Origin of the sequence: Peredibacter sp. HCB2-198, assembly GCF_045999315.1 — a bacterium.
GTDB lineage: Bacteria > Bdellovibrionota > Bacteriovoracia > Bacteriovoracales > Bacteriovoracaceae > Peredibacter.
The window spans coordinates 1,540,694-1,553,626 of sequence record NZ_CP174607.1 but is presented as its reverse complement, the minus strand read 5'-3'; the positions used below and the strand labels follow the sequence as shown (position 1 = coordinate 1,553,626).

The 12,933-nt window shown below is 42.2% G+C and carries 13 protein-coding genes and 1 tRNA gene; 5 read left to right on the top strand and 9 right to left on the bottom strand.

Annotated features, from left to right (window positions below; all coding sequences use genetic code 11):
- Positions 1–16 precede the first annotated feature (16 nt).
- Entirely contained in the window at positions 17–664 is a 648-nt protein-coding gene (locus ACJVC5_RS07850) for an MgtC/SapB family protein (RefSeq protein ID WP_408098818.1), read from the bottom strand.
- Positions 665–783: 119 nt separating this feature from the next.
- Here ACJVC5_RS07850 and ACJVC5_RS07845 point away from each other — a divergent pair, with 119 nt between their 5' ends.
- Positions 784–912: a hypothetical protein gene (locus tag ACJVC5_RS07845; RefSeq protein ID WP_408098817.1), complete on the top strand. Its 129-nt coding sequence runs from the start codon at positions 784–786 to the stop codon at positions 910–912.
- 173 nt (positions 913–1,085) lie between these two features.
- On the top strand, positions 1,086–1,445 hold the full coding sequence (locus ACJVC5_RS07840) for a hypothetical protein (protein ID WP_408098816.1): 360 nt from the start codon (positions 1,086–1,088) through the stop codon (positions 1,443–1,445).
- Positions 1,446–1,483: 38 nt separating this feature from the next.
- Here ACJVC5_RS07840 and paaZ read toward each other — a convergent pair whose 3' ends face one another.
- Both paaZ and recQ read right to left on the bottom strand, forming a co-directional pair.
- A complete protein-coding gene (gene paaZ / locus ACJVC5_RS07835) occupies positions 1,484–3,535 on the bottom strand; it encodes a phenylacetic acid degradation bifunctional protein PaaZ (RefSeq protein WP_408098815.1) in 2,052 nt (683 codons plus the stop codon).
- A gap of 119 nt (positions 3,536–3,654) precedes the next feature.
- Positions 3,655–5,469, bottom strand: coding sequence for a DNA helicase RecQ (recQ, locus tag ACJVC5_RS07830; protein WP_408098814.1), 1,815 nt, complete (start codon positions 5,467–5,469; stop codon positions 3,655–3,657).
- A 296-nt stretch (positions 5,470–5,765) separates the two neighbouring features.
- On the opposite strand from recQ, the gene ACJVC5_RS07825 reads away from it, so the two are divergent.
- Positions 5,766–6,578, top strand: a complete 813-nt coding sequence (locus tag ACJVC5_RS07825) for an ImmA/IrrE family metallo-endopeptidase (RefSeq protein ID WP_408098813.1) — start codon at positions 5,766–5,768, stop codon at positions 6,576–6,578.
- 99 nt (positions 6,579–6,677) lie between these two features.
- Here the strand turns inward: ACJVC5_RS07825 and ACJVC5_RS07820 are convergent.
- A tRNA-Met gene (locus ACJVC5_RS07820) sits at positions 6,678–6,754 on the bottom strand.
- A 156-nt stretch (positions 6,755–6,910) separates the two neighbouring features.
- Here ACJVC5_RS07820 and ACJVC5_RS07815 point away from each other — a divergent pair.
- Positions 6,911–7,219, top strand: a complete 309-nt coding sequence (locus ACJVC5_RS07815; RefSeq protein ID WP_408098812.1) for a hypothetical protein — start codon at positions 6,911–6,913, stop codon at positions 7,217–7,219.
- Between the two features lie 2 nt (positions 7,220–7,221).
- Here the strand turns inward: ACJVC5_RS07815 and ACJVC5_RS07810 are convergent, their stop codons facing one another.
- From ACJVC5_RS07810 to ACJVC5_RS07790, 5 genes are all read right to left on the bottom strand, one after another.
- Entirely contained in the window at positions 7,222–8,325 is a 1,104-nt protein-coding gene (locus tag ACJVC5_RS07810) for a hypothetical protein (RefSeq protein WP_408098811.1), read from the bottom strand.
- Positions 8,309–9,337 (bottom strand): pseudouridine synthase, encoded by a 1,029-nt coding sequence (locus tag ACJVC5_RS07805; protein WP_408098810.1) that lies wholly within the window; start codon positions 9,335–9,337, stop codon positions 8,309–8,311. Before ACJVC5_RS07805 ends, ACJVC5_RS07810 begins: the two co-directional genes overlap by 17 nt.
- Before the next feature lie 61 nt (positions 9,338–9,398).
- Positions 9,399–10,814 carry an SMC-Scp complex subunit ScpB gene (scpB, locus tag ACJVC5_RS07800; RefSeq protein ID WP_408098809.1) on the bottom strand — a complete coding sequence of 472 codons (1,416 nt, stop codon included), beginning with the start codon at positions 10,812–10,814 and terminating at the stop codon, positions 9,399–9,401.
- 9 nt (positions 10,815–10,823) lie between these two features.
- Positions 10,824–11,669: a segregation and condensation protein A gene (locus tag ACJVC5_RS07795; RefSeq protein ID WP_408098808.1), complete on the bottom strand. Its 846-nt coding sequence runs from the start codon at positions 11,667–11,669 to the stop codon at positions 10,824–10,826.
- On the bottom strand, positions 11,666–12,352 hold the full coding sequence (locus tag ACJVC5_RS07790; RefSeq protein WP_408098807.1) for a site-2 protease family protein: 687 nt from the start codon (positions 12,350–12,352) through the stop codon (positions 11,666–11,668). Before ACJVC5_RS07790 ends, ACJVC5_RS07795 begins: the two co-directional genes overlap by 4 nt.
- A 133-nt stretch (positions 12,353–12,485) precedes the next feature.
- On the opposite strand from ACJVC5_RS07790, the gene ACJVC5_RS07785 reads away from it, so the two are divergent.
- Complete coding sequence (locus ACJVC5_RS07785) at positions 12,486–12,932, top strand: NUDIX domain-containing protein (RefSeq protein WP_408098806.1); 447 nt, start codon at positions 12,486–12,488, stop codon at positions 12,930–12,932.
- The last annotated feature ends 1 nt before the right edge of the window (position 12,933 follow it).

Here is a 12,933-nt window from a genome sequence, read left to right as displayed (position 1 = left end):
GGGCCCCTTTTTATTTTTAATAAATGAATGATAAAATTTCCTGTTTCAATTTCAAGTCATTGTTCAATTTATCAAAACTCATCATTCGCCCAGACAGTTCATACACGAGGATCAGAGATTCCCTCTCTTTGTAGTCTTTTAGCTTTTTGAACTCTATTGAATGAAGCTTGAAACTTTCTTCAAGCACAGTACTAGCATTCTGTGCTGGCGTAAATTTAAGAACAATTTGGTACGACCGAACCTGGTGCCACTCTTCTATCAGGATCTGAAATCTCCCTAAAAGAATCAAAACAAACATGACAATAATGGAGCCAAAAATTGAAATAAAGTACTCTCCGGCGCCTACTGCTGTTCCCAGGGCCGCGCACATCCAGGTAGTTGTGGCAGTTGTAATTCCCGTTACAGTCAGACCTTCCTTGAAAATAACTCCCGCACCTAAAAAACCAATACCTGTCACAATCGAAGCAGCGATTCGATCTGGACTACCATTAGCGCCCATATGAAGTGATAGTGCAGAAAATATGGTGGACCCTAAACAGACCATGATCATTGTTCTAAGACCGGCCGCCTTACTATGATACTCACGCTCAAGCCCAATCGCCGCCCCTATGCAAAAGGAGATGATCAATCTAAGGGCCATTTCAAAGTTAACACTCAACTCCATAAGAGTTCCTCACCAAAGCAATATTGACTTAAGTAGAAAGCTTACAAAATTTTATATCGGCCAAATTTATGAATCTTGGTGTATTTACTTCATTTGTTCTCACCTCCTATGATCTCTGCATGATGCAAGAACTTACCGCAAAAAGGGCCATTGCATTGTTCGAACTTCTCAAGAGCGCCCTTGTTTTAGTTGCGTATCTGGCAGTTAAAGACGACAAGCTCTCCTATCTTGCAAAAAAGTTTAGTTGAATTTATTAAGAGGCGCGACCTCTTAAAAAGCTTGATTATCCTCTTCAATTTGGGGTTGTTATTTTATTTATGGGGTGGTCTAAAACGAACTGAGATCAAACGTGTACAGGATTTTTAGAGGCCTTATTGTCATTTAGAATTCTCTTAGTCATGCTATTAAGAGGAGAATACATATGCGTCTTTTTTTATTCATTGCACTCTCATTAGTTATAGCAACGGCCCAAGCTCAGTCCATTGAATGTACGGCCCAGGTTTTTGAAAGTTTTCCTGATGGATCAGCGAGACAGGAGAAAAAAGCTCTAACAGTAGAAACCGAAAATCCAGTTCATATTTCTCTCACAACAGATTTAGATGGACGTGGATTCACTTTAAGTGGAAATAAAAAAGACGGCCCATATTTTGCCAGCATTACAGAAGAGCCAGACTATACCAGAGGGTCGATTAGTACGGCAGAATTCTCCAAAGATGGTCGCTTACAAATTTCGACGGTCGATGGGCGTTTAGTTCATAAGCTGGAATGCTTTAAAAAGTAGTTCTACTTCCATCTAGTGAAAGTAGAACCATAGAGAGATTAGATATCTTGATTCTTCTTTTTCACCATCGTGAGAATCGTCGCAATCGCCACCGAATCACCGGTCTCATCGTAAACATCCACCAGCCACTTCACGATACCTTTGGCGATATCCTCCGGCGACTTCTTCTCTTGATCGACTTTCTCCTTGCAAGTGAAGCGCACACCAATCGTAGCACCCGGATAAACTGGCTTAATGAAACGGCACTCATCTAGACCGTAATTTAAAAGTACTGGACCTTTCGGTGGATCAACAAATAGACCAGCAGCTCTTGATAGGATGAAATAGCCATGAGCTACTCGTCCCTTGAACATAGTACCTTCAAGCGATTTCTCATCCATGTGAGCATAGAACTTGTCCCCTGACAGATCAGCGAAGTTCTCAATGTCTTGCAACGTCACATGATGTTTTTCAGTAATGAGAGTCTCGCCCACTTGCAATTCTTCAAAGTATTTGCGGAATGGGTGAACTTCGGAAATCGCCTGCTTCGCCCCATACTGATATTGATTCGTAATTTTAGTTAGAGTCGTTGGACTGCCCTGAATGGCCGTACGCTGAAGGTAGTGCATAACCCCGCGCTTACCACCCATCTCTTCACCGCCACCTGCGCGGCCTGGCCCACCGTGAACCATCATTGGCATCGGAGAACCGTGACCTGTGCTTTCTTTGGCACATTCAGCGTTCATCACTAGAATACGTCCGTGCATACTAGCAGCACCTACTACGAACTCACGAGCGATGTTATCGTCAGCAGTTGCAATTGAAGACACTAGTGAACCAAGACCCATACGAGAAAGCTCGATCGCATCTTCTGTTGTTTTATAAGGCATAAGAGTAGAAACCGGACCAAAGGCCTCAATGTTGTGACAGTCCGTTTTCTCAAATGGCTTCTCATTTAAGAACAAGATCGGCGGCATGAATGCACCTTTTTTGGCATCAGCACCAATCACATTAAACTCATCCAAATTACCGAAAACAATTTTTTGAGAAAGAGCTAATGCATTTACTTTCTCACGAACTTCTTTACGTTGAGTCTCACCAGCAAGTGAACCCATACGAACATCCTTATTTTCAGGGTTACCAATCGTCGTTGTGGCAAGACGTTTTGAAAGTCCCTCTTGAACAGCTTCGATTAGATTTTCTGGAACGATCAAGCGACGTACGGCCGTACATTTTTGACCGGCCTTAATAGTGATTTCTTTCGCGGCCTCTTTAATGAAAATATCAAACTCAGCTGAGCCTGGTTTCACATCGAGACCAAGAACCATGGCATTCAAAGAATCTGCTTCTAGATTGAATGACACTGACTCTTGCACTAAACGAGGATGCGACTTAAGCATTTTCCCAGTCGAAGCCGAACCAGTGAATGTCACGACGTCTTGATTCATGACATGATCAAGAATTCCATTGGCCGAACCACAGATAAGCTGTAGTGAACCTTCCGGCAAAATTTTTGAAGCAACGATTTCTTTCACAACTGCTTCTGTTAGAAAGCTCGTGATAGTCGCCGGCTTCACAATCGCTGGAACACCAGCAAACAAGTTAACCGCGATTTTTTCAAGCATTCCCCAAACCGGAAAGTTGAAAGCGTTGATATGAATCGCTACACCTTGCTTAGGAACAGCGATGTGGTGACCAACAAAAGTGCCGCCCTTAGAGAGCTTTTCCATATCGCCATCTACGTAATAAGGAAGATCTGGGAACTGACGACGAAGAGAGGCATACGCAAACAAGTTACCGATACCACCTTCAATATCAATCCATGAGTCTACACGAGTGGCACCTGTGAGATAACTGATCTTATAGAACTCTTCTTTCTTCTCATTGAGATGAAGTGCCAGGGCCTTCAACATGCGCCCACGTTCTTGGAAGGTCATCTTACGAAGCTTCTTCCCACCAGTTGTACGAGCATAATCCATCATATCGGCAAAATTCAGACCGCGAGAGCTAGCTGTATAAAGAGCTTCACCAGTCACAGCATTAAAAAGCTGCTGACCTTCACCAAGGCCATGTGTCCATTTACCGAGAGCGTAGTTTTCTAATTGGCGCATATGTCTTCCTTAAACGTTTAGGCGTTTACTTTAACATTGCGGCCTTTAGAGTACAAGTTTGAGTCATTCGAATAGCTGACAGGGTGACGCGGTATTCTCAAAACTGGGCCATTAATATGTTACTTGGTATTAATATACTCTCCGATGACTTCTAAAAAGGCTTCGCCATAGGATTCAAACTTACTCTGTCCAACCCCATGAACCATTAAAAATTCATCTTCATTACGAGGAAGAAGGCTGCACATATCATGGAGAGACTTGTCATTGAAAACGATATAGGAAGGCAGCTTCTTTTCTTTGGCGATACTATTCCTCAAATTACGCAAGGCTTCGAAAAGATCATGGTGATCATGCCTGATATCCTTCGACCTAGAAGTTTCTTTCTTATCAGTTTTGGTTAAGGCCAATTTTTGTTTTCTTAGCTGTAGCTTTTGGCCACCTGTTAAAATTTCCAAAGACTTTTGATTCAAACAAAGACCTCGATACTCCCAATCCTTAATAGAAACGTAGTTCAAATTCATCAATTGTCTAAGAATAATGTCCCAATGCTCTTTAGGTTGATTCTTTCCAATCCCAAAAACAGAGAGTTCATCGTGCTTTCTCTCAAGAACCTTTGCACTCTTACTTCCTCTTAGAACATCAATGACATGCCCGGCCCCATAAATCTGTTTCGTTCGATAAATGGCCGACATAATCTTCTGAGCATCAATGGTTGCATCCCACATGACCGGAGGTGAAATACACGTATCACAATAGTTGCAAGAGTTCTTTCCTACCTCACCAAAATACTGAAGAAGAAATTGACGACGGCAACTAGCGGCCTCACACAAAGCGAGCATTGAATCTAATTTATGTCTGGCAATTTTCTTATAGTTCTCATCCGCTTCAGTCGTCGCAAGCATCTGAGAAAGCTTAACCACGTCCTGCAATCCATAGATCATCCAAGCAGTCGATGGCAACCCGTCTCGTCCCGCACGTCCAGTTTCCTGATAATAGCTCTCAATACTTTTAGGTAAATCTAAGTGGGCCACAAACCGCACATCAGGACGATCAATACCCATCCCAAATGCAATGGTAGCGACAACGATGATTCTATCGTCCACATTGAAGCGTTCTTGATTGCTTGTTCTAATCTCTTGAGAAAGTCCCGCATGATACGGTACTGCCGGATATCCCATCTTCTTAAGAGCAGCAGCAACTCTCTCGACCTTTTCTCTCGAAAGGCAATAAACAATGCCAGTATCTTCAGGATGGTAAGTTTTGATGAATTTATCTAGTTGCTTAAGCTCATCATCCCTATCTTGGATCATGTATTTAATATTCGGACGATCAAACGAAGAAATAAAAATCGCAGGGGAGTTCAATCTCAATTGATCCGAAATGTCACTTCTTGTCTTCGCATCTGCAGTGGCCGTCAAAGCGATTACTGGTACATCCGGAAATGAATCTTTGAGTTCACCAAGTCTTGTATAATCTTTTCTGAACTCATGCCCCCACTGGGAAACGCAATGAGCTTCGTCGATAGCAATAAGTGAAATTTCGACGTCCTTAAAAAACTCCATCAAATTCGGAGATAGAATTCCCTCAGGAGAAACATAAACAAGTTTAACTTTACCTTGTTTAACTTTTTCTTTTGCTTTTCTTGATTCATGATAACTGAGAGACGAGTTGAGAAAGACGGCCTTGACCCCTACTTCTTTTAAATTCATTACCTGATCTTGCATCAAGGAGATGAGAGGAGAAATCACGATCGTAATTCCATTAAGGTAAAGAGCAGGGATTTGATAACAAAGCGATTTACCACCACCAGTGGGCATGATAGCGAGCGTGTCTTTACCGTCTAAAACTGAGTTAATGATTTTAAGCTGCTCGAAACGAAATGACGTATATCCGAATGTCTCTTTAAGAATTTTTAGAAGTTTTTGTTCTCTCATACAGACCTCTTTTCGCTGTATTTACCGAAAGGCATGACGGTTCTCAAAACCAATTCAAAGTCAGTTTGATCATTATTCATAGATGGAATATTAACAGGTGGTTTTGTGTATGCGAAGGTCTTACAACCTACGTGTTCCGATTCACTTTCGCTGGCGGAAGTAGACATTTTCGTTCAAGCCTCTGATATTACAGAGGCTGCCTAGATATTAAACAGTCACCTCTTATTTACCAGATAAGGCCTACATGCCACGAATATATTCTAAAATAAGACATAAACTTTATTGGGAAACTACAAATGAAGGCACTAGGATTAATTATCCTGCTCTTGAGCACTAACTTTACCTTTGCCGCTATCTCTAAAAAAGAGTTTGAGACGACTATTAGTAAGGTTCAAAACGAGTTCGCCCAAGATGTACAAGAGATGGGAGCGAAACTAGCCATTCTCGGCAACTGGAGCAACTCTACGATTAATGCTCACACAAGTAGATCAACAGATTCAAAAATTTGGAAAGTCCATGCGAATGGTGGATTTGCTCGATTAAAGTTCTTAAACCAAGACGGCTTCACTATTTTGTTATGTCATGAATTAGGGCATCACTTAGGAGGATATCCAAAAGTGAAAAAGCACTCTTGGCTCTCTGTTGAAGGTCAGGCCGACTATTTTGCCACTCTTAAATGTTCAAAAAGAATATTCAGTGACTCAATTGAAAATAGCAAAGTTGTTAGTAACTTAAAGGTCTCAAAATTTGTCACAGATAAATGCACTGAGGCCTATGCGAATGTTGATGAAGTGAATGTTTGTATCCGCTCTGCGATGGCGAGTAAAAACCTCATCGAAGCTACTAACATTGAAGTTAATAAGATCTACAATGAACCACTTCCTCGTATTGAATTTGATATTAACGACAGACCTTATGCAAAGGGACACATTTACCAAGCTCATTCGGAACTGCAATGTAGACTTAATACTCTATTTAATGGAAGTCTTTGCAATAAAGACGTCAAAAATTCTTTATCAGACACAGAAGAATCAAGTGGGAACTGCTCTCTTTCTCAGGGAGATATTTTGGGAGTTAGACCAAATTGTTGGTATTATCCAAACGAGTAAATCATTCTATAGCAAAGAGACGTAAAACATAAGCTTATCCACTTTCGCTGGCGGTCCGCAGGCGTAGTGAAAGTAACAACAATTGAATTTTAAGGATTTTGGTTGCGGGAGCAGGATTTGAACCTACGACCTTCGGGTTATGAGCCCGACGAGCTACCAGACTGCTCCATCCCGCGATTGATAATGAAAGTCTTGGAAATTAAAGTAGTTATACGCTCCTCAACCCAGCTTGTAAAGCTAAAACCCGAAATCTTTTACTCCGGCATAAATAGCTAAATTTCCTAGGGATTATCCCGATAAAGGTCCTGATGGTGCTTAAAAAGGATCAAAATATGCAAAGCCTAGGTCAAAAGAACAACGAATTAACGATGAAGCTTGATACAGAAGAACTAACTTCAACTCAAGTCCGTCTGATCAAGAGTGTTCACGCCCTACTTGCTCATGTATTAGCTTCTGAAGAAGAAGGTGAATACTTCGACGCCAGTGCAGAGCTTATGAGAAAAACTGCTGAACTTATCAAGCACGCGAACTTCGCTGTTGATCACAAGGAAATGGCCTATGGTGATCAGGCCGTAGAATTCGCCGTAGATTTTTTAACTGAATCTATGGATGAGCAGAACCTAAACAATATCGACAATTAGTTCTACTGCGAGAGGTTGTACAAGAAAGGTACAACCTCAATCGCAATCAACACGATAATAATAATCTCTAACGTCTGATTTCTCGACTCACTCACCTCTGAATGCAATAACTTTGAGATCTCGGCCAGGTTGCCAAGCTTCTCATTAATGCTCTTCTGCCAATCATCGAAACGGAATCTTTTCGAAGAAGCACGGAAGATTGTGGCGAGATAAAAATCCCCCACCGTCTTAAATGAGTTTTCTACGTTCTCAACGATCTCTGAGATCTCGAGATAAATCTGTCCCGCATCTTCAGCAAGACGAGAGTATTTGTTTGAAAGAAGACCACGCTTCTTCCCCACAACTTCATTGTAGAGCGTATTTAGACGCTGATCGAGAAGATCATCGTAGTAACGAAGTTCAAGCAATTGGTTCAGAGCAAACTCAATAACCAGCGGCACATCCATTGAACCGTTTGGTTCAACGACAAGTGCTGAGTTCCAATCAACAACAACTAGATCATCTCTTGAATACTGATAAGTGTTCTCTAGGATGTTCTTCTTCACTTGCTCAGAAAGAATGTCTTTTGATTCAGCTAGAATAAGTGCAGGCACATCTACTTTCTCAGTCAGAGTAGAAAGTGGGCCTTGCAGGCCATCAAGTTCCTGAATGAAGTACGTCACATAATCTTCATTCATGCTCCATTCATTCAGAACCGGAATGGCGTTCTTAATATCGTTCTGGAACTGCTTCGCCTTCTCACGAGCAAGAACTTCGATCTCTTCGTCGTTCTCGATCCAGCTCGCGATCTTCACGAGTTCAGGCCAGTTTGTATTTTCAGGAATAGGAATCTGGAAACAAAGAGAGACGGTTCCGAAGTACCAAACTTTTGCAATCAATTCGGCCGCGACCATCTGGTCTTGTAATCTCATGTTCACCGATCCCAACTGAATTGAGAGCGGTGAACTCGAGATGATAAGGGACATGTTGTGTTTACGATCTAGTTTGAAGCGGCCTTTGAGTTTTTTATCTTCAAAAAGGGCCTCAACTTTTTCAAGGTCAATCTCTGAACCGATGTCGAAGACTCGGTAAATGAGGATTTTCCCTTTCTTAATTTTTATTTCCATAACCTCTTGGCTTCGAAGACTTCTTCATAGACTTAGCGAAATGCGCAGCTCTTTCTTGTGCTTCTGCCTCTGCTTTCTTTGTAGCCTCTTCTTCAGCTTGACGCATCTTAAGATCTTTAATTGACGCAACTGTCTCGTAATAACTTTCCTTACGGAAGCTATGGAAACGTTTGTCATCAGCTGGACGAGCTGTTTTAGAAACGATCTTAGCAACTTTTGTCGTGTTAAGGGTCTTCTTAGCAGATACGAACTTACGAAGAGCAACTTTCTCACCGTGCTCGTTAAGACCTAATGCTTTAAGAAGTTCTTTACGAGTTGTGAACATATATTGGCCAACTGGAAGAGACTGAATGTTCAGACCTTCGATGGCAACACGACGAAGTTTATCTACAGTCAGATCTACAGCATCACAAATCTTACGAATCTCGCGGTTCTTACCTTCGTTAAGGCGGAACTCAAGCCATGTCTTATTTGGAAGCTGTTCAATCACTCGAACTGATTTCGGCTTCAATAGACCGTCCTCAGTCATTACCCCACGCTTGATTTTTGCAAGAAGTGCTTCGTTAACGTGACCGAAAACTTTTACTTCGTACACTTTCTCAACTTCGTAACGAGGGTGCATGATCATGTTGGCAAGGTCACCATCATTCGTAAGGATCAAAAGACCTTCAGAAAGATAATCGAGACGACCAACAGGGAAAATTCTTTGTTTAACACCGTAGATAAGGTCCATTACAGTCGGACGGCCTTCAGGATCTGAAAGAGTTGTCATATAAGCACGTGGCTTATTAAGTACAACATACACTTTATCAATCGCTGCTAGCTCTAGAGTCACGCCATCCACTTGGATGATGTCTGTGTGCGGGTTCACTTTTGTTCCAAGCTCAGTCACTACTTTCGCGTTAACTGTTACTCGGCCATCAAGGATATAGCCTTCAGCTTTTCTTCTTGATGTAACACCACAATCTGCAATTACTTTTTGTAAACGGATAGAAAGGTCTTGATTAGACATTTTTGACTCCAATCTGCCTCCCGGCAGTTATAAGGTTGAACGAAAAGAGCGACGAGACCTATTAGGTATTCTCGTCGCTATTCTCTATAGCTGGTACAGGTACTTCATTTAGGAACGCCAGGTCAAGATCAAAATCTTTACCCTTGGTAATAGCTTCATCAATTGTGAAGTCTAAGTTGTTGATATCACCATCAACATCAAAGGCCATCTCGCCCTCTTCAAGCTTTTCGCCAGTTAGGTTTTCGAAAGCGAGGTCTAAAGCACGCTCTAATTCCTCAGCTTCTTGGGCAAGATCCATTGATTCGAAATTCGAAACTTCTTCGGCAATGTGAACTGCTTCAGCTTCTTCGATTTCCGCAATTTCTGCTGCTCTTAGGGCCTCAAACTCCTCATCAATTTCAGGAGCATTGAAGATCACACCCTCTTCAGCGATATCGACAACTTTCGCGTCGATGACATTCATAAGTGTAATTGAATCGGCCGCGGCCTTCGTCTGACGAACAGACTCTTCACGGTTTACGAAGTCTTCAAGAATATCGAATGCAGACTTACGAACAGTTGTTTCGCCATCTGTTTTTCTCTTCTCTTCAGACTTAAGAAGGGCCGTGAAATTTGTATCGGCAGCGATAAGATTGATGTCATTAGAAAGTCTCTCAAGCTCATCAGACTCATCAGCGCTGAACTTAGAAAGGTTCTCAGAACGGAACACCACTGATTTAATGTCAGCGATTGTACCAATCGTGTTCTTAGTAGCCATTTCTTCAAGCTCATACTCAGGTGGAAGACCAGAGATATCAGCAAGGTTAAAGACTTCAAGGAATTCATCAGTCGTACCAAATAGTGACGGACGACCTAGCTCTTCCGAACGGCCAGTGATTCTCACGAGACGCTTATCCATAAGAGCGCGGATGATGTGAGATGAATCCACACCACGGATTTTTTCAACTTCAGTCTTAGAAACTGGTTGTTTGTAGGCAATGATCGCCAACACTTCTAGAGCTGTTGGAGTAAGAACAAGTGAATTGATCTTAAATAGGTTCTGAACGAATTTCGAATAAGTCGCCTTCGTACGGAACTGGTACCCTTCAGCAACTTCTACCAGACGAATACCATGGAATTTCTCTTCGTAACCGGCCTGAAGCTTAGAAAGTGATTCGTGAATAACACGAAGTGGAAGTTCGTTATCAATCTGGGCCTTGATCTTTTGGATTGAGATCGGGCGGTCAGACATGAAAATGATAGTTTCGATAGCACCACAAAGAGTGTCTGCATTTAGACCAGTACGTGCCTGCCAAAGCATGTCTTCCTGCTCTTTCTCATCGTAGTGATTGAGATCAAGCGAGAAGCCTTCTTCTGCTGGAGTTTCTGTAGCTGCAACTTCAACTGTTTCAACAGTCTCAACTTCCGACACTTCTGCGATAGCTTGCGCTTCAACAGAAAGATCCCATTCGTAGTTGATGTCGTTCATCGAATCCATAGCACTTCCTTATTGGATAGGGGCCGCTGCTTCCGCAGGGGCTGCCGCTTCTTTTGGTTTGTTTGCTTCGCCTTCCGGATCGAAACCATTTGCTGTTTCTGGATCGAAAGACTCTAAACTTTCCTTAACCTCGATGTAAATGGAGCCCTTGTCCTCGTTTTGGAAAATTTGTAATTTTTTCAGACGAGCAAGCTCAAGAAGAGAGATAAAGGTGATTACTTTATCAATAATTCCTGTTTCATTTTCATCTAGAAGCTTATCAAATTGAGTTGTGTCGCCTTCCTTAAGCATAGACTTAAGACGAACCAATTTCTCCTTAATTGAGAGACGGTCACGCTTCACAACCGCATATTTGCGCTTCTCACGACGAATAAGATCCATCATGGTTTCTGTTAATTGCTGAAGATCAATAGGAGTAAGGATTGAATCTTCAATCGCCTTACGATCCACTTTGTTTTTAACGAAGATCTCGTGACCTTTTTTTGGAAGGCCCCAAAGACGCTGACCAAGACGTTGGAAGCGTTCAAGCTCCTCAAGACGCTTAATCAACTCTCCACGAGTCTGAATCTCTAGGCCCATTTCACCGGCCGTAATCTTGATCAGGTTTTGATCCTGAGACTCGTCGGCAATAGTCTGCGACTTCAAATAAAGAAGAGTCGCGGCCATATAAAGATACTCACCTGCCACATCGAAGTTCAGGTCCTGCATCTTTTGAAGATAATCAAGATACTGATTAGTGATCGTATTGAGCTCAAGCTCCTGGATGCGCATTTCTTCTTTCTGAATAAGGTGAAGAAGAAGTGCCAAAGGACCGTCGAAACGATCTATCTTAACTAGGATTTCATTCTCGGTCATACGATTCCTCCGAAGAGTCCTACAAAGGTGAACATTAAATAATTAGCGATCATTTGGGCCGGCATAAGTACGTAGCTCAGAGTGTGAATTCCCATAAAACTTAGGGCCATCACCATGATGAAAATCACCGGTGTATAACGGGCGAAGTTCTCATACTTATAAAGCGCCTGACCTTTTAGAAAAGATGAAACCATTTTCGAACCATCAAGTGGCGGAAGTGGGATCAAATTGAAGAAGGCCAAAATGAAGTTAATGAATACTGAGTACTGAAGCATGCGAATAGAAATACGGTAGTAGCCCCAATCAGGAGAAACTTTCGTAGCAATCACAGCGAGTATCAGGGCCGAGAGTGTTCCGAGAATAAGGTTCGATAGCGGACCAGCGAAGCTTACCCAGAAAATCCCAGAACGAATCTTTTTAAAATTACGGATTTCGATTGGCACCGGACGGGCCCAACCAATCATGGCGAAGTTTGTTACTGCGGCCAGAAGTGGGAAGAAGATGGTTCCCCATGGATCATAGTGAGCAGCAGGATTTAAAGTTAAACGACCTGCGTTTTTCGCAGTTGGATCTCCAAATTTATTCGCCATCCATGCATGGGCCGCTTCGTGAGTCACGATAGCAAGCAAAAACCCTGGCAGGGACTGAGCTATATTGAAGAGTATCGTATTTAAATCATTCATCTATTCTTCATATCAAATCCAGCTATATGACGCAATTTATAAGTTGAGTTTTAAGGTCGGCTACGCGGAGCAAACTACCTAAAATCTCACTCGAGTTTTTGGACAATCCTGATCTTGTCGCTCATAATAAATTATGAGTTCAAAAACCAAAAAAGCTCAGGTGGTCCTGGCCGCTCTTGACCAACCTAGTCATAAGTTTCAATTTTTACTCCTTAGAACCAATGAACGTCGTGGTGGCTTCTGGCAAAACGTGACGGGCAAACTCGAGGACAGCGAAACCTACGAAGAAGGTGGACTCAGAGAGGCCATTGAGGAAACCGGTCTTAATATCGAAACCATCATGGATATGCTGAACCTTGGACTTAAATACGAGTTCACTGATCAGCGTGAAAGAAAATGCCATGAGGAATCTTTCCTCATTATTCTTGATCAGAAGTGGGAAGTGAAAATTGATTCTCACGAACATCAAGACTTCAAATGGATCGGCATTGATGAGATTCACCGTGATATCGTAAAACACGAATCAAATTACGAGACACTAGTTAAAGCACAACATCTTCTGAAACATTGGGGCGGCTAAG